Genomic DNA, 17,620 nt, shown 5'->3' on the forward strand with positions numbered 1-17,620 from the left:
GCTCACCACGAATATACGATGATTCCGTGCCTTTTTCAATGACCTGTTTTTCTTTTCTTTATTTTGTTAACTCGAAGTGCATAAGTTGAGCTAGGGGAGTATGAAAAGGGTTATCCTGGATATTGATTTGAAATGTAATTTCTAAGCATTTTGTTCTCTTCTTTGGTGCTTTTATACATAAGCTTCAAGATATCCCCGATTGAAATTAACCCCTTAAGGCCTGTTTCATCGCATATGGGGAGATGGCGGATCCGATGCTGTGTCATTACGTTAATCGCATACTGGATATCATCATCCGGCGAGCCGCAAATGACTCCTGCGGTCATGACTTCTTTAATAGGCGTTTCTGAAAGGACGCCACATTTCGCACAAACGCGTTTTAACAGATCCCTTTCAGTGAATATTCCTATCGGACGTTTTCCATCCATTACCATAACAGCGCCTATGTTCTCTCTCACCATTGTATCTACCGCATCTTTTACAGTCGCATCAGCACTTACCGAATATACGACATCTCCTTTTTCTTTGATTATATCCACTAATTTCATGCTTAACCTCCCTCATTTTCTATATATTAATATAATATCACAGCATGGAACAAATCCGAAAACCTAACTTTTTTCCGAATATCCCCTGAGAATTAATTACAGGATTTTATGGAGAGTTAAGGCGTCTTTTTACCTCTAACAAATTCGGCAAATTTACGTGCGATATGCGGGTCAAATTGCGTTCCAGAATGTTTCTCTAATTCGAGCAGGGCATTCTCAATGGAAAGAGTCTTTCTGTATGGCCTGAAGTTTGTCATTGCTTCAAAAGCGTTGACAACCGAGATCACCCTTGCGAGATATGGAATGAGTTCTTCCTTTAGGCTTCTCGGATATCCGGTGCCGTCCCAATTCTCGTGATGGCTGAGAATCTCTTCAGCGATAGAAGAAAGCTCCAGAGTACTTCTGGCAATACGGTAACCAACTTCGGGATGGCTTTTTACCACTTTCCATTCATTTCTGCTTAATTTACCGCTTTTCATAATTATGTTCGATGGCACAGCAAGCTTTCCGATATCATGATAACGCGCTAATAATCTGAGCTTTGCCATGGTCGAATAATCCATATTGAGTTCTCTTCCGAATTCCAGGGCAAGTTCCTCAACATTCTTGCAGTGTGTGGCTTCGATTGAACTGTATTCAAAAAGAGCGTTTTCGAGAGCTGTGAGCACAGTTCTGCTTTGCAGGTTACTTTCCAGCACTTTGTTCCTGTACATAAGATCTTCCGCTTCCCTTATCAGCGAAGATATTGTTTTTCTCAAATCCTTTCTGGTAGCATAACCCAAAGAGATGCTGAAATTTATGCTCTCTATTATTAGCTCCCGGGAAGCGGATGTTCTTATCCTCTCGGCAACGTTTTCAACAATTTCCTCATTTGCCTTTGGTAATAGGATTATAAATTCATCGCCTCCCCAACGCGCCACAACGTCTTCCTTTCTAACAGAGCCTTTCAAGACTTCCGCAGTTTTCTTCAACAACTCGTCGCCTCTGACATGCCCAAAAGCGTCGTTCACAAGTTTTAACCCGTTCACATCCCCCATTATGACACTCAATGGGACCTGACGCTCGCTGTCAAATCTCGCTATCTCCTCTTCAAAAAACGATCTGTTATATAGGCCGGTTAGTTTGTCATGAAAAGACACGTATTTCAATTTTTCCCAGGTTAACATGCTTTCAGTCACTTTCCTTCTTATTCCTATTAATCTTTTTTCTCCTCCGAGTTCCTCATAAAATCTGCCTTCATCTCGAAACCATTCGAGATTTCCACTACTGTTAATAACCCGGTAACTTGCCTGAAAGTAGTTTGCCTTGCCTTCTATATATTCACGGATTCCTTTTTTCAGTATTATCTGGTCTCGTGGATCTACAACATCATTCCAGCTCTTTCGCCTGAGACTTCTTTCGCTGTATCCAAGGGCTGCAAGCCATTGAAAATCATTGCGGTAATGTATCCCCTCTTCATCAACAACCGCCTCCCAGATACCGGACTCGTGAAATTTAAGCAAGAACCGTGTTTTCTCCTGATGTTCTTTCAGTGCTTTTGAGGCCTTTTCTATTTCCAACAGGTATTCAACCGCTTTCTGGAATGCTTTCATAGCTTCACGGGATTCGGGACTATCCAGTAATCTATTTTTCCAGCCATGAAAGACTACTACTGCATACAATATCCCCCTGAAAAAAATTGGTAGGATCAACTCTCTCCCGGAGGAAGTATCAAAGGGAAGAAAGATAAAGCCATCCCCGGGTTTTATTTTTTCCAAAAGCAGCTGCAACTGATTAAAGCACTCTCTTTTTTCAGGCTTTCCAGCAATCTTTCGCAATTTCCCGTTTTCCTTCAAAAACAATGAAAGGCTTTTGAAATTTAGCTCCTTTTTGTTTTTTTCCAGTTCATCGATCAAGAACTTGAATATATCACCATCTTTGAGAGACAAGATTTTCAAAGTTATCCGTCCAAGTGTGCCGGCAAATTTCAATCTACTTTTCATAAAGGCTTCAACAGTCTTTTGGGCACTTATATCCATTACGAAAAGGACGCTTTGTTTTGTAGAATCAATAAATTCAATCTTAACCAGCACACTTCTTTTAGTGCCATCTTTTCTCTGAATTTCAAGGGCATATTCATCGGAGGGGGGGTATTCCTTTGAATATCTGAGCACTTGAAGGTCTTTCAACATATTTCTCATTGACGGAGCGACGAATTCGAGAAAGCTCTTCCTGTTCTCTATTTCCCATTTTTTATAACCTGTTAGCACTTCAAAAGAACCGCTCACACGTGAGATAACCGTGTTTGCCTCTACTATTGCTATGGTAAAGGGGGAGATATACCTGTCAGATGCGGATTCTGGAATTGAAAAATCGCTATTGAAAAAGAGAAAGCTATGTTCGCCGGTTGTGATAATTTGAGAATACAGAGCTTTTTGAAGATCTTTGAGGTTCATAGCCAAAGAACTCGCAAGAGCTATTTCAAGCTCGTCCAGAGAGCTATTCAAAAGCCTATCAAGTTGAACCCCCAATTTGTCAGATGCCATTTTGTTTGCAAATATTATCCTCCTGTTCTTTCCTTCTACAACTACAAAGGGGTTCCCAAGTTTCAATTTCTCGGGAAAGATTGCCATGCTATCCCTTCTCATGCTAAATATAGCACAGCAGTTTCTTTTTTTAGCCTTCTTTTAGGAGTCTATTGCTTATATGGGTATCTTGGGCCGAATATCTTCGACCCAATTCTGACCATGTTTGCGCCTTCAGCAATTGCTATTAGATATGAATCAGACATTCCCATGGATAGCCATTTCATTTCTATATTCGAACTATTATACTTCTTGGAGGCATCTTCAAAAAGCTTTCTTGTAAGACGGAAATAAGGTTTTAGGTCTTCCGGGGATTCTAAAATGGGTCCCATTGTCATAAGCCCTTTCACCGCAATGTTTTTCAGGTCTGAGATGCTTTCGAGCAGATCAAAAAGGTTTTCTGGCATTATACCGTTTTTTTGAGGTTCCCTTCCGCTGTTTATCTCTATCAATACGGGCATTACCTTGCCAAGGGCACCTGCCCGTTTATCTATTTCCATGGCCAGTTTCAGCGAATCAACCGTTTGTATCATGTCAAATAACTCAACAGCTTTTTTGACTTTGTTTCTCTGCAAATGGCCTATCATATGAAGTGAGCATTTTCCTTTTATTGCCGGCAACACACTTTCCGCTTCTTGAACGTAATTTTCTCCTATTACCCTTATTCCCGCCTCTAATGATTCCAGAATTTCTTCAGCTGTTCTTGTTTTTGCAGCTGCTACAAGAGTGACATATTCAGGAATTTCTGAAAGAATCTTCCCGACGTTCTCCTTTATCCCCATTTGCACACCTCCCATAATTATTATAATCCTATCCCCAATGAACATATTGCTGATTAATGTGTTAGAGTTTTATCGAGAAATAATTTGCTGGGGGTGTATATGGTGCTATTCAAAGGCGAGGGTTTTTACCTTAGATCAACATGTAAAGATGACTCTGAATTAAAAGAACTAATAAACCGGGAAGAAATTTTGCTTAACATGTCAGAAAAACGCATGTATCCTCAGGAAATGCCTTCGGAAATCATTTTTCGTATTGAAAAAGATTCAAAATTGATAGGAGAGGTTTCGCTAAAATCGATAAAGTGGTTTAACAGAAAAGCTGAATTGAGTATTTTTATTGCTCCTGAATTTCAGGGGCAGGGAATGGGAAAGAAAGCCCTAAAACTTCTCATGAAACACGCCTTTGATACTTTTAACCTCCATCGGCTCGAAGCTGAAGTTTTCGAATACAATGCTGCTTCAAAAAAACTCATTGAAGAGCTCGGCTTTAAGCTTGAAGGAACGCTAAGGGAAGCACGGTATTACAATGGTAAGTACTGGGATATTTTCAAATATTCTATTCTCGAATACGAATTTCGAGACTTTCAAAAACAGTGAGAACTCACCGGCAACTATCTAACTCTTTTGCAATCAAAATGGTTTTCAAAATGTTTGGATAATCAGTTATGATGCCATCAACCCCAAGCTCTATCAGATCAATCATATCGCAGGGGTCATTCACTGTCCAGGGAATTACCTTTAGACCCAATTGCTGGGCTTCTTTGAGCACCTTGTCGCTGAAATCGGTGTATTTTGGTGAAAAAATATCAGCACCTGTTGCTTTTACCATCTTCGCAACATTAAATCCAAACTTTATGCTTTTTAAACCACCAAGCCATTTCGAATTGCTGAGGGTACCAAGGCTCAACAAAGCTGCTGTCTTTATCTCTGGATTTTTTTCTTTCACAAGCATTATGGTCTTCCAGTAAAAGGATTGCACGATCACATAGTCTTCTAGCCCGTATTTTTCTATTAAAGATAGCAATTTATCAACGAATACTTCTGGTGGCGCTGTTTCGTCTGGAGAAAGGGGCGATACTTTTGTTTCCACGTTTAACCAGATTTCACGTCCTGTTTTTTTCATATAGCTTTTTGCGAGTTCAAATACCTCTTCGAGTTTTGGGATTTTTGCACCCGTTACAGGCACCTGATATGGCCAGTAATAATCCTCGCTCATTACACCCACATCGTACTGAAGAAGTTCCTCATAAGTCAGGTCTTTTATAAATATTCTATTGCTTATGAAACTTCCATCTTTGCTTACCTTTTCTGGATTCAGATATCTATCGTGTACTACCACAGGAATACCGTCTTTTGTTATCCCCATATCCAGTTCAAGAGTCGTCACGCCAATTTCTTCTAGGGCAAACTTGAACGCTTCAAGAGTGTTTTCGGGCCTCAATCCCCTGCATCCCCTATGACCTTGAATATCAAAAGAAAACAATGCAACTGCTACAAAAAGGACCAGCCATATAACAAATGGTTTTTTTATCATAATATCACCCCTTTTCACATAATCATTCTACCACTCTTGATATTAATTATTTAAGCCGGGGCGCAATGATAGAATTTAAATGAACTTCTGATTTGTTCCATAATAAACTCTTGCTGGTAATTTTACGTTGCCTTTTTGCCAGGAACTTTTACCGGGAGGTGTTGATATGAAGCGTTTCTGTCTCTTGCTTTTTGTTATCTTAGTGGCTGTTGTTGCCCTTTCAGAAACTGAGACAGCAACCGGGAGCACACTTGAGGAGCTTGTCGCTAGAAAGACTTCACTCATTCAAGAATTGAACAGTCTGGAACTTCAGATCTCAGACCTGCTAAGCGGCGCCGCTTCCATAACCTTGAAGGCTCAAGAACAGCTAAATGAGTTACGATCAGAGCTCGAGGCACTCATAAGCGAAGCGGATCTTCTGTCAAAAAAGATTGACAGCTTGCAAAACGCTCAGGATATCTCAGATGAGAACATACAGCAGCTGCAATCCCAGTTAAAAGCTCTCGAGGCTAAGCTAGGGAAAATGGAGCAGGACATTTCCAACCTTAAAAAAAGGCTTTCTGACGTTGAAGAAGAATCACTAAAGGCACAGGAAAAGATCTCCAGTCTTGAAGAACAGCTCGCTCAATTGTCAAAAAAAGCAAGCTTTAATTTCTTAATTGCAATCGGTGGTCTGGTTGTAGCTATTATAGCTCTACTCGTAAACTTTTTAATTCCCTGATTTTCTGATTCGTGTTACAATCTTTGGGACAGCAAGAAAAGGATGTGAACTTTTTGGAGGCTTTCAGACAAAAACTTTTGAAAATAGCTGTCCCGATTACCATTCAAAATCTCATATCTGTTGGATTGAATCTGGTTGACAACCTTATGATAGGTCAGCTTGGTGCTGTTGCCATAGCTTCAGTTGGCCTTGTAAATCAGGTTATGTTCATTCTCATGCTTGTCACCTTTGGTGCTGCAAGCGGTGCGGGGGTTTTTGTCTCTCAATACTGGGGCGTAAGGGATACCAGAAATATCGAAAAAACCATTGCTCATATGCTTTATGTAACCTTTGGCGCAGCTCTTGTCTTCTTTGTGATTTTGTTTTTCCTTCCGGGTCAAACTCTGGGTCTTTTCTCAAAGGACTCTGCCGTAATAAAGTCAGGAATTTCCTATTCAACAATAGTGGCTTTTACGGTGTTCTTTACTTCTTTCAGCTTTGTCATAGCGTCAGCATTGAGAACTGTCGAAAAGGCCCAAATACCTATGTATATAAGCTTGGTAGCCCTCGGGTTCAACACTCTTGGAAATTATTTGCTGATTTTCGGCATTGGACCCTTTCCTGAACTCGGTGTGGCAGGGGCGGCAATTGCTACGCTGTTTTCCAGATCAATCGAATTTTTGCTTTACCTTTTCGTTCTCAATAGAAAAAGAACACCTGTCAAAGTTACATTTCAAAGCTTTTTTAAGTTAGATCGGTTTTTCTTCGCCAGAATGATGAAAATAGCATCTCCTGTAATTGCCAATGAATTTATGTGGAGCCTTGGTATGGCTGTTTATTCACTGGTGTTCGCAAGGGTGGGAACAGCAGCGATAGCCACAAGAAACATAGTAAGCACTATAGAAAGCTTCGGGTTCGTATTCTTTGGTGGTATTGGTTCTGCCGCGGTTGTTATCGTTGGTTCTGAACTCGGGAGAAAAAATTTCGATCTGGCTTTTGAGAGCGCCAAAAGACTGCTTAAGATAACTTTGATCATTTCATCTCTTGCAGGATTGGCTATTATAGGACTTTCACGGGTAATTATCAACTTTTACAACATCGACGATTTCATCAGAGCAACCGCCTTACTATCTATTATCATCGTCGCTGTGGCTCTTCCCATAAAGATGTTAAATGCAGTAAATCTCGTGGGTGTTTTGAGAAGTGGGGGAGATACACGTACTGTTTTCTTTCTGGAAATTGTAAGTCTCTGGCTTATTGGCGTACCCATGGTTCTTTTTGGTGGGCTGATCTTGAAGCTGAGCGTTCCCCTGATTTATATAATGATGCTTCCCGAAGAACTCTTCAAGCTACTTGTGGGTGGCTTTAGGTTTCGTTCAAGGAAATGGATGAAAAATATAATTGAACAGTGAGCATTACAACCAACCTCTTTGATGTTATGATATATATGATATCAGGATGAATGGAGGAAGAGTATGAAGTTTAATACATTGCTTATCATTATCGTAATAGTTATGGTTGCGATAACCGCTGTGAACATGTTCATGAGTTTTTCAAACAGACTGAAGATTGAAACACTCTCATACAGCAGCAACTACCTTTACGATTCCCAGGGAACGGTGAAAATGGATAGTGTCATGCAAGTGAAGTTTTTGAAGCCTCAGCAAATAGAGGGATTCCTTGAGCAATTTGAAAAAAGCCCTTCAGAGAAAATATCTGAGTTTCAGAAATCCCTTGAAGATTTCTCCAAAAATCTTGGGAGAATACTTGCGGTTGAAGATTTTCAATCAACTGCAACTGTTATCTCTTATGATATCCTGGAGATAAGAGAAGTAGCTGTGGTTAAGGGATTTGCAGGTGTTACTGATGGTCAGGTAAACACTTCCCTCGGTGATGTTGAACTCGATCTTTCAGGAGATTCCGTACTCACAATTACATTGCCTTCCAACGCTAAAGTTATCAGTGTGAACCCCCAGCCAACAAGCCGACCAGCTGAAAACCTCCTCATCTGGAGCAACACAGGCAAGATAAAATTCCCTGAGGTGGTTTTTGTTGCAGGAAACTGATCTCGACAAATACTCCCGGGATTTTTTAGAACTGATATCCTCGCTGCAGCCGGTTACGGTACTGACGGGTGCTGGTGTATCTACTGCGAGTGGTATTCCTGATTTTAGAGGGCCAAATGGCTTATACAATAGTATTTCTCCTGCGGTTTTTGAATTGGAGTTCTTCCTTAATCACCCTCAGGAATATTACTCAATCACTTTGAACCGTATTCATATGATAGGTGACATAGAACCCAGTGCAACGCATATTTTACTGGCTTTGGTTCAAAAACGCAGGCTTATTGAGACGGTGATAACTCAAAACATTGATGGGTTGCATCAAAAGGCTGGCACTAAAAGCGTCATAGAGCTTCATGGAAATGCTGGCAATTTCTATTGTATGAATTGCAGCAAAGGCTATTCGCTCAGTGAGGTCGCCGAAAGATTGAAATCTGAATCTGTCCCCCGCTGTAGCTGCGGAGGGCTTATTAGACCCGATGTTGTCTTCTTTGGCGAATTCCTTCCGGAAGATGCGATAGCAAGGGCAAGAGAAGCAAGTCAAAACTGCGGTCTTTTCATAGTGATGGGTTCTTCTCTTAATGTCTATCCAGCAGCAGATTTCCCGATGATTGCTATCAATAACGGTGCATTTTTTCTCATCGTGAATCGCGGTGAGACGGCTTTAGATAATATCTCGGATCTAAAATTCAATTGCGAACTGGAGTCATTTTCAAAGTCAGTTCTGGAAAAGCTCAAAGAGCTGGATTGAGTATTGCGTACCTCAACAGACCGAAAAGGTCTTTTTCTATTCGGATTTTATAATCTCTCCTCTCCTCTTCTACAAGCTTTTCAAGAGCTGTTGCGGTGTAATCCGCTATTTCAAGAAAGACCTTTTTTCCGGATGGAAGTTCCTTCAGGAATTTCCTGTAGAAGTCTATTCCATCTGCCCCGCCATCAAGAGCAATCATTGGCTCGTATTTTCGCACACTTATATCCAATCCGGAAATGATTTCCGTTTTGATATATGGGGGATTTGATACTATCACCTCTATCCTGTCAATAAAGGGCTTCAATGGCGACAGGCAGTCCCCTTGAAGGAATTTTACGTTTTCTATTTTATTTGTAGCTGCGTTTTCCATTGCAAGCTCAAGGGCCTCTTTCGAAATATCGGTTGCATATACCAGTGCATCCGGTAGTCCGCTGGCTATAGACAGAGCAATAGCACCACTTCCAGTGCCTATGTCTACAAAAAAATGGTTTTTCCTGCACTCTGAAAGCACTATCTCAACCAAACCCTCCGTTTCTGGCCTGGGGATAAGGGCTCTTTTATCTACTTTGAGGTTAAGGTTCATGAATTTCTTCCATCCGATTATGTAATCCAGCGGTTCATCTTTTAACAAGCGCTCATAAGCATTTTCGAGTTTTCGGGTTACCGAATCCGGAATTTCAACATACCCGTTAAAAAAAAGCAGGCTTTCTGATATGGATAGATAGTCTCTGAAAAGCTGTATCAAAACATAGCGGGGAAAGTTCTTCCCCGCTGCTTTCAACTTTTGCTCAAAGTCCCTGAGCAGTTCCTGAGGGTTGACTTTCATAAGCCTAAGATCTTTCTCACCTCATCAGAAGCCATATCTGGCGTCCACGGTGGATCAAAAGTAAGCTCCATGTCAACACTGTTTACTCCTTCAACTTCTTGAACCTTTGACCTGGCATCTTCAAGAATGAAGCCAGCAAGGGGACACATAGGTGTTGTCATGGTCATCCTCACTTTTACATTGTTCTCGTCGTCGACTTCTACGCCATATATCAGGCCAAGGCTTACAACATCAAACCCTACTTCCAGGTCATATACTTGCTTTAACGCATCCATCACTTGCTCTTTTGTGACAGCCATAATGTCCCTCCATCATTTGAACTCTTCGGAAATTTCAATGGTTGAAGATTCGTAAAAAGTCTTGAAATCACCTTCAAGCCATTGATTCCAGAGCAATCTTTTTGTCTCTTCCAGCAACTTCGCCTTTATATCTTCTCTTACGGTTTCCAATGGTTTCACAGCGGTACCTTCCTGTGTGTAGTCTACAAGGTAGAATATGATGTATTTCCCATCGTTCGTCTTTTCTATTGAATTCATCAAGCCGGGCTGGAAATTATCAAAAAGTTTACTGACAAGCTCCGGATTGATGCTTACCACATCATCCCTTCCATATTTAACGGATCCGGAACTGAATTCAAGTGTCGGATCAGAAACGCTTTTGAGTTTTTGAAGGAAAGAATAGGCTTTTGTGAAGCTATCAAATCTTTCTTCATAGAGTTCCACAAATTCACCCTTTATTGAAAATTCATCGGGATTTGCGCTGTAATACTCCTGAATCATTTCATCTGTTACTACACTTGAAGCGTCAGCTGTAATGGCGTTGAATAGAGCATTAAAAGCATTCTTGAAAACAATATCTTCGACTGTCTTCAGTTCATACGAGAACAGCCCATCCGGATACCCTTTCAACATATAATAAGTATCAGCTTCTTTAAGAGATATATCGCTCTCATTAAGGCTGTTCAAAACGTATTCATGCACCTGAGAATAAACAGCATAACGGTCGATTTCAAAGCCATTTATGAAAGCATACTGAACAATGAGTCTTTTTCTTATTAGATCTTCGAGCACCTTCTGTTCGTAAACTTTCAAGAGCTGATTCCCCGCTTCGGTATTCAACAGGATATCTGAAAACAGTTGATTTACCTCTGAAATTTTTTGCGCTATTTCCAGATACTGGGGCATAACAATGGCATTGAAAAGCGCCTGCGAGATAGCTTCCCCATTTACGGTAGCCACAGGGGTTACGGTGATAGTTGCCTCGGATGGAAGCACTGTCCCGGTGGCATCGGCCATAACGGGAATTGATAACAGAAGTATGGCCAAAATAGCAAGCAATGTTTTGTTCATTTGTCACCCTCCTTTATTTCCTTTATCTTATTCCAATAGACATCGAGTTCTTCAAGGGAAAGTTCTTCGATTTTTAAACCCTCTTCCATTATGAGACTCTCTACGGCCTTGAATCGGTTCACGAATTTTTCCGTAGCTCTCCTTAGAGAAAGTTCCGGATCCACTTCAATAAACCTTGACAAGTTTACCAGAGAGAAAAGCAAGTCCCCGAATTCTTCGTCAATTTTTTCAGGGTTTTTCCTGTTAATGGCTTCTTCAAGCTCTTTTAGCTCTTCCTGTATCTTCTCTTTTACTCCCGAGCTGTTTTTCCAATCAAAGCCTACCTCCGATGCGTTTTCCTGCACCCTTCGGGCAAGGCTGAGAGCTGGAAGAGCCTTGTTTATCTCTCCAATTACAGTTTCCATTTTTTCACCTTTCTCAGATGCCTTTATTTCTTCCCACTGCCTGTATGAATACCCCTCAGATTCTGCGAAGACATGTGGGTGCCTTCTCACCAGTTTATTCGTTAACCTGTCAATGATCTCTGAGATATCAAAAGCATTTCTTTCCGAAGCTATTTGAGCGTGAAAAATGACCTGTAGTAATACATCGCCAAGTTCTTCCACGAGTTCTTCTTCATCCTTTCTGTCAATCGCGTGCAGAACTTCATAGGCTTCTTCTATCAAGTAGGGCTTTAACGTCGTGTGAGTTTGCCTTTTATCCCATTCACACCCATTTTCGCTTCTAAGAATACGCATCACTTCTACTAGTTTCTCGAATTTTTCTCCTGCGCTCAATCCAGACACTCCCTCTGAGAAAGATCACAATATACCTGTCCTGAAAAGCCTTTTTTCCGATACGAGTCCTTTTTTTAACCACACAGAAACCTTTTCGCGGGTCAATAATTCTTTTACAGGCTTGAAAGTCAATCGATGCCACAAAGAAGGTCCATTTTTTCTAAGTGCTTCCAGATGCGCTTGTGTCCCATAACCTTTATGAGAGTTAAATCCGTAATAGGGGAATAACTCATCAAGTTTTTCCATAATACGGTCTCTTGTAACCTTTGCAATGATTGAGGCGGCAGCAATGGAGGCACTCTTTTTATCTCCAGATACTATGCATGTTCCCCTAATATTGACGCTTAAACTCCTACCGTCAATGAGCACATAATCTGGATGAAGGCTTAATCTGCTCACAGCTCTTGTCATAGCAAGGCGCGTGGCTTTCAAGATATTGAATAAGTCAATCTCTTCCTCGGAAGCAAATCCAATCCCAACTATTGAACTATTTAAGATCTCCGAAAATAAAAATTCCCGCTCTTTTTTTGAAAGAGATTTTGAATCATACAAGCCGGGGATTTCTCTTTGCAAGATCACAGCAGCCGCCACGACAGGTCCTGCAAGCGGACCACGCCCGGCTTCATCTATTCCTGCAATAATACCATGCTTTTTTCGGAATTCGTCGTCAAAACGCATAAGGTTGTCTGTATACTCGGTATATCTCACAAGAAAATTATACCCCAGCTTTCCTTATGATTCTACGCATCTAATATATAAATCATTCGTATTAATCTCAATGTCAAAACAATTAAGACCATTTGGCCGCAACAGTCTTATTAATGTTTGATTTACCATGAATATACTGGATTAAAAGCAATTGACAATATGCAGTTAACATTCTCATCTTAAAATGAATTCGATGGATAGCCCCCTATCCCCCTTGAAATAGACCCCCCACTTTGACCGGATCTGAAGATCCGGATTTTTTTTGCCAAAAAAAGAGGAGCCCCTGCGGGCTCCTCTTTTCACATTGAGATCACGCGGGATGTTCCTCGGTTTCTTCGCCAAACTCAGAGATGGGAGTTTCTTCTACCTGGATGTTGGCGTACATATCGAGACCGGTACCTGCTGGAATCAGCTGGCCTACGATAACATTCTCCTTGAGCCCAAGGAGCTTGTCCACCTTGCCTTCCACGGAAGACTCGGTCAACACCTGAGGCGTCTGCTGGAAGGAAGCTGCGGATAGCCAGCCTTCGCTTTCAAGAGAAGCCTTTGTGATCCTGAGAAGCCTCCTCTTGAATTTCAGAGGTTCTTTCATCCTTATTTGAACTTCTTTTTCAGGTATTACTATATCCGGATTTACTTCTTCTATGAGCTTTTGGTATTCTTCCTCTTCCACATCGTAGATTCTTATATCCGTTACTCCGCTTTCTACGAGCTTTTGCAGAAGTTCTTCAGTCACCACGTCGTTCTCGGAAGCCAGCTTTACGAGCTGTCCTTCTTCGTCTTCTACCAAAATTCTCCTCGCAAGCCTTTTTCCAAGAGTGTACGCTTTGTTTTCGTCTACTTTTTTGTTCGATTCGTAAATTTTTCTGTTTATTTCCCTCACGCTCTGGATACTCAAAAGATCGCCAGGCAGGTAATCAGTATCACCGGGATCTGTTACCTCAACCATGGAAAGCATCTGCCTGATTATGAGTTCAAAGTGCTTGTCGTGAATTTCGACACCCTGTTCAGCATAAACCTGCTTGATTTCACGCAGCAGATAAAAGGCTGTCGGGATAACACCGAGTTTTTCCATGAGCTTTCTTGGCCTTATTGTACCCGTGGTGAGCGATTCGCCTTTGAGTACTTTGTCTCCGACGCTGATTTTGGGCTTTATTACGCTTGAAAGGTCGTATTCTTTTATCTTTCCGTCTTCTGTTTCCACAAAGACCTTCCTCCTGCCCTTTTCATCTATTGCTATGTCTTTGACAAATCCTTCAACCTCACTGAAAATGGCTTCCGGGTCCTTGAGTTTCTTTCGTGCTTCAAAGAGTTCTTCAGCTCTTGGAAGACCCCTTGTGATATCAGCTCCTGTTGCAATACCACCGGTATGGAATGTTCTCATTGTAAGCTGGGTACCCGGTTCACCAATGGATTGCGCTGCGACGATTCCAACTGCTTCCCCTACATTCACGATATCGTGATTGGAAAGGTCCATGCCGTAACAGGCTGCACACACACCCTGCTCCGATTCACAGGTGAGAACAGAGCGGACGATAATTGCTGGCCTGACTTCGAGTTCCATGTATCCAGCTTCATACAGGTTCTTTGCGGTGATCACATTTACCTTTTCCTGGTATCTCACGAGCTCTACATTATCCTTATTTCTCAAGCTTGGTCCAACATAGATTTTTCCTACGACCGGGAAGGAATGCACATCCACTTCTTTTATACCGGCATTTTTGAGCTTATGGAGCACATCGGCATTGAGTTCCGTTCCCGCACGTAGCACTTCGCCTTCCATCTCGACATCATAAGCGAGCTCTGTATAGTGAGATAGCTGTGATAGCTTTGATAGCTTCAATTTCTCTTCGCGCATAATGGTAATGGTGGTCTTGAAGCTTGCTAAGAATTTTGAGTCGTCATCTCTTATCATGGTGTTTCGAGTGTATTCTTTTCCCGAAACAGGATGCTTCAACACTTTACCTGACTGAGGGTCGGTTATGTCCTGAGCCAGAACCCTGCCGAAGAGAAAATCGTCAAGCTTTTCAATGGTTACGTCGTCTAGCATAAGCTCTATGGCTTCCAGACCCTTCTCAGTTCCACAATCCGGCGTGGTTATAGTCACGGACTGCGCCACATCAACGAGCCTTCTTGTGAGATAACCGGCAAAGGATGTTCTCAAGGCTGTATCAGCGGACCCTTTTCTGGCTCCGTGAGTCGAAGTAAAGAATTCAAGTTCTGTCAATCCATCCCTGAAGTTGGATATAATCGGGACCTCAATCGTTTTACCGGAAGGATCAGCCATGAGACCTCTCATACCGGCGAGCTGTTTCAGCTGGTCAACGTTACCCCTGGCACCGGAGTCCACCATCATAAAGACAGGGTTGAAGGGGTATTTTCTGAATTCCGTCACCGTTTCGTTCATGAGCTCTTCTGTCGCTTTTTCCCATATCTTTATGATTTCTATGGATCTGTTTTCCGGATTCAGGAAGCCTTTGTGGAATAGGTCCTCGATCTGCGCAACTTTTTCTTCGGCGCGCTTTATCACATCGTCCTTTTTTGGTGAAGTGACTATATCCCTTATTGAAATCGTAAGGCCGCTGACTGTGGCATAATGGAAACCAAGCCTCATCATGTCGTCCAGGAGGTCAGCGGTTCTGTCTATTCCGTGCTTCTGGAAACAGTCGTAGATGAGTTTCTTTATCTGCTTCTTGTTGAATTTTATTGTATAGTCTCTCAGTTCTTCGGGGACAATGGAGTTGAATATTATTCTTCCAACTGTAGTCGGAGTAAGGTCTCCGCTGCTTTCATCAAGCTGGACAAGAATAGGTTCATGAAGCTTGAGCTTGCCAGCATCATATGCTATGAGAGCTTCAGTAACTGAACCAAATTTCCAGCTTATCTTCTCCAGCGCTTTTTCTCTTACTCTTCGCCTTATCTCCACATTACTGAGCTTTGACTTCTTGAGTTCTTCGTAGTAACTCATAAGCTCTTTTTCAAAGGCCTCGTATTCATGATCTACAGTTGTTAAATAGTAAACCCCAACAATTATATCTTTACCTGGCATGGAGACTGGTTTTCCGTGTGCTGGAGATATGACATTGTATCTGCTGAGCATAAGGAATTTCGCCTCTGCTTTTGCCGCAGCTGACAAAGGCACATGTACTGCCATCTGGTCTCCGTCAAAGTCAGCATTAAAGGGTGCACATACCAATGGATGGAGCTTTATTGCGTTCCCTTCTACCAGCTTCGGGATAAACGCCTGTATGGAAATTCTGTGCAGTGTAGGCGCTCTGTTTAATAATACCGGGTGTCCTTTGATCACGTCTTCGAGAACTTCCCAGGCTTCCGGCATTTCCTTTTCGATGATCATTTTCTTGTATTTACGGGCGGTTTTGCTGGATTCCGTCCCAAGGAGTTTTCCAAGCACAAAGGGTTTGAAAAGCTCCATGGCCATTCTCTTGGGAATACCGCATTCGTGGATTTTCAGTTCAGGTCCCACAACGATAACGGCGCGTCCTGAGTAATCCACACGTTTTCCAAGAAGATTTCTCCTGAAACGCCCTTTCTTACCTTTCACAAGGTCCGTCAGGGATTTCAGGGGCCTTCCAGACCTATCTGTAACGGCTTTACCGACACGCCCGTTGTATATGAGTGAATCTACTGCTTCCTGAAGCATGCGCTTCTCGTTTCTTATTATGATATCCGGCGCACCTATGGATAAGAGCTTTGCCAGCCTGTTGTTCCTGTTGATCACCCTTCGATACAAATCGTTCAAATCAGTAGTCGCAAAACGACCACCTTCGATTTGAATCATGGGTCTGAGGTCAGGTGGTATAACAGGAACAGCTTCCATTATAATCCACTCTGGCTTGTTTCCGGATTTCAGGAAATCTTTTATGAACTTCAATCTTCTCAGCAATTTAAGCGCACGGGCGCTGCTCTTGGGTATGGTCTTCAATTCATGCTCGATCTGGATTTTGAGCTCTTCAAGGTCCAGGTTTTTCAGCAATTTTTTTATTGCTGCAGCACCGTAATCGCACTGCAGTTTACCGGGATAGAGTTCTTTGTAAGCTTCGTACTCGTTTTCAATTATAATATCGCCAATCTGGTGTCCTGTTTCTTTTGCGACTTCTTCGTCTATTTCAGTAACAATGACTATGGGTCTGTCGTTTTCCGTGTCTGTTTCTACTTCAAATTTACCGGGATAGTACTCGTTGAAAATCTCGTACTCTGAAAGAGCGAGGACTTCATCTTCAAAGAGGAAGCGGTCAGCGATCGTGTCACCTTTTCGCACTTCTTCTCCATCCTGCACGTATATGAGAGCACCTTCAAAAACCGGGTATTTTTTCTGAATTCCATTTTCACCTTCGATGATAATCCAGTTCAGTTCTCTTTCGGTGCTGCTAGTGACGTTTTCAATTCTGACTTTCCCATCAAGGTCCGATATCACTGGACCCTTAGGGTTCTTTACTTTGAAGCCTTGTTCCACTTCAAAATCGAGTTTTTTGGTATAAATGTCATATTCGGTCTGGTATAAAGTCATCCCGGCAAAGAAATCAGTGGATTTTGGGTCTGTAATTACATACAATTTCTCAATGACCCTCTTTGAACCGTAATAGATAATATTTTCAAGGTCTTTGCTCTGTATGTTCAACAACGAAGCCAGAATGCTTGGTGCACTTTTCAAATACCAAACATGAACCACAGGCGCAGCCAATTCTATATGGCCCATCCTGCGGCGCCTTGCTTCCTTTGACTCGACTCTTACGCCACAGCGTTCACAGACCGTGCCCTCGTATTTCTTACCTTTGTACTTGCCACAAGCACATTCATAGTCCTTCGTTGGTCCAAAAATCCTTTCGCAGAACAGCCCATCTCTTTCAGGCTTGAAAGTTCTGTAGTTTATAGTTTCTGGCTTTTTTACTTCACCGCTGGACCATCTTCTGATTGTTTCCGGTGAGGCGACCTTGATTTGAACGGTACTGATCTTCCTCCTAAATGAACTTACAGCCATTATCTTCCCTCCTTGAGGGA

General features: G+C 42.0%; 15 protein-coding genes. 5 read left to right on the forward strand and 10 right to left on the reverse strand.

Annotated features, from left to right (window positions below; all coding sequences use genetic code 11):
• Window positions 1-110 precede the first annotated feature (110 nt).
• From AT15_RS09050 to AT15_RS09060, 3 genes are all read right to left on the reverse strand, one after another.
• Window positions 111-548: a CBS domain-containing protein gene (locus AT15_RS09050; protein WP_068348733.1), complete on the reverse strand. Its 438-nt coding sequence runs from the start codon at window positions 546-548 to the stop codon at window positions 111-113.
• A 116-nt stretch (window positions 549-664) separates the two neighbouring features.
• Window positions 665-3,160: a diguanylate cyclase gene (locus AT15_RS09055; protein ID WP_068348736.1), complete on the reverse strand. Its 2,496-nt coding sequence runs from the start codon at window positions 3,158-3,160 to the stop codon at window positions 665-667.
• Between the two features lie 62 nt (window positions 3,161-3,222).
• Window positions 3,223-3,894: a YggS family pyridoxal phosphate-dependent enzyme gene (locus tag AT15_RS09060; protein WP_068348739.1), complete on the reverse strand. Its 672-nt coding sequence runs from the start codon at window positions 3,892-3,894 to the stop codon at window positions 3,223-3,225.
• 99 nt (window positions 3,895-3,993) lie between these two features.
• Here AT15_RS09060 and AT15_RS09065 point away from each other — a divergent pair, with 99 nt between their 5' ends.
• Window positions 3,994-4,491 carry a GNAT family N-acetyltransferase gene (locus AT15_RS09065; protein WP_068348742.1) on the forward strand — a complete coding sequence of 166 codons (498 nt, stop codon included), beginning with the start codon at window positions 3,994-3,996 and terminating at the stop codon, window positions 4,489-4,491.
• 4 nt (window positions 4,492-4,495) lie between these two features.
• On the opposite strand, the gene AT15_RS09070 is transcribed toward AT15_RS09065, so the two are convergent.
• The gene (locus AT15_RS09070) at window positions 4,496-5,428 is read right to left on the reverse strand and encodes a glycerophosphodiester phosphodiesterase (protein ID WP_068348745.1); all 933 of its coding nucleotides are present in this window, start codon (window positions 5,426-5,428) and stop codon (window positions 4,496-4,498) included.
• A 166-nt stretch (window positions 5,429-5,594) separates the two neighbouring features.
• Here AT15_RS09070 and AT15_RS09075 point away from each other — a divergent pair, with 166 nt between their 5' ends.
• The 4 genes from AT15_RS09075 (at window position 5,595) to AT15_RS09090 (ending at window position 8,942) form a co-directional block, all read left to right on the forward strand.
• Window positions 5,595-6,149 (forward strand): hypothetical protein, encoded by a 555-nt coding sequence (locus AT15_RS09075; RefSeq protein WP_068348748.1) that lies wholly within the window; start codon window positions 5,595-5,597, stop codon window positions 6,147-6,149.
• Between the two features lie 53 nt (window positions 6,150-6,202).
• On the forward strand, window positions 6,203-7,540 hold the full coding sequence (locus AT15_RS09080) for an MATE family efflux transporter (RefSeq protein WP_068348750.1): 1,338 nt from the start codon (window positions 6,203-6,205) through the stop codon (window positions 7,538-7,540).
• Window positions 7,541-7,603: 63 nt separating this feature from the next.
• The gene (locus AT15_RS09085) at window positions 7,604-8,194 is read left to right on the forward strand and encodes a DUF4897 domain-containing protein (protein WP_068348753.1); all 591 of its coding nucleotides are present in this window, start codon (window positions 7,604-7,606) and stop codon (window positions 8,192-8,194) included.
• Window positions 8,181-8,942, forward strand: a complete 762-nt coding sequence (locus AT15_RS09090; protein ID WP_068348755.1) for an NAD-dependent protein deacylase — start codon at window positions 8,181-8,183, stop codon at window positions 8,940-8,942. The genes AT15_RS09085 and AT15_RS09090 overlap by 14 nt, the downstream gene beginning before the upstream one ends.
• Here AT15_RS09090 and prmC read toward each other — a convergent pair.
• The 6 genes from prmC to AT15_RS09120 form a co-directional block, all read right to left on the reverse strand.
• Window positions 8,926-9,768: a peptide chain release factor N(5)-glutamine methyltransferase gene (prmC, locus tag AT15_RS09095; RefSeq protein WP_068348758.1), complete on the reverse strand. Its 843-nt coding sequence runs from the start codon at window positions 9,766-9,768 to the stop codon at window positions 8,926-8,928. The two genes, AT15_RS09090 and prmC, sit on opposite strands and share 17 nt — an antisense overlap.
• Window positions 9,765-10,067, reverse strand: a complete 303-nt coding sequence (locus tag AT15_RS09100) for a metal-sulfur cluster assembly factor (protein ID WP_068348761.1) — start codon at window positions 10,065-10,067, stop codon at window positions 9,765-9,767. The genes prmC and AT15_RS09100 overlap by 4 nt, the downstream gene beginning before the upstream one ends.
• A gap of 12 nt (window positions 10,068-10,079) precedes the next feature.
• Entirely contained in the window at window positions 10,080-11,117 is a 1,038-nt protein-coding gene (locus tag AT15_RS09105) for a SurA N-terminal domain-containing protein (protein WP_068348764.1), read from the reverse strand.
• Window positions 11,114-11,893, reverse strand: a complete 780-nt coding sequence (gene mazG, locus AT15_RS09110; RefSeq protein ID WP_153019738.1) for a nucleoside triphosphate pyrophosphohydrolase — start codon at window positions 11,891-11,893, stop codon at window positions 11,114-11,116. Before mazG ends, AT15_RS09105 begins: the two co-directional genes overlap by 4 nt.
• Window positions 11,894-11,917: 24 nt before the next feature.
• Window positions 11,918-12,601, reverse strand: coding sequence for a ribonuclease HII (locus AT15_RS09115; RefSeq protein ID WP_235598546.1), 684 nt, complete (start codon window positions 12,599-12,601; stop codon window positions 11,918-11,920).
• 310 nt (window positions 12,602-12,911) lie between these two features.
• Entirely contained in the window at window positions 12,912-17,600 is a 4,689-nt protein-coding gene (locus AT15_RS09120) for a DNA-directed RNA polymerase subunit beta' (RefSeq protein WP_068348767.1), read from the reverse strand.
• Between the last annotated feature and the right edge of the window lie 20 nt (window positions 17,601-17,620).

Source organism: Kosmotoga arenicorallina S304 (genome assembly GCF_001636545.1).
GTDB classification, from domain to species: domain Bacteria; phylum Thermotogota; class Thermotogae; order Petrotogales; family Kosmotogaceae; genus Kosmotoga_B; species Kosmotoga_B arenicorallina.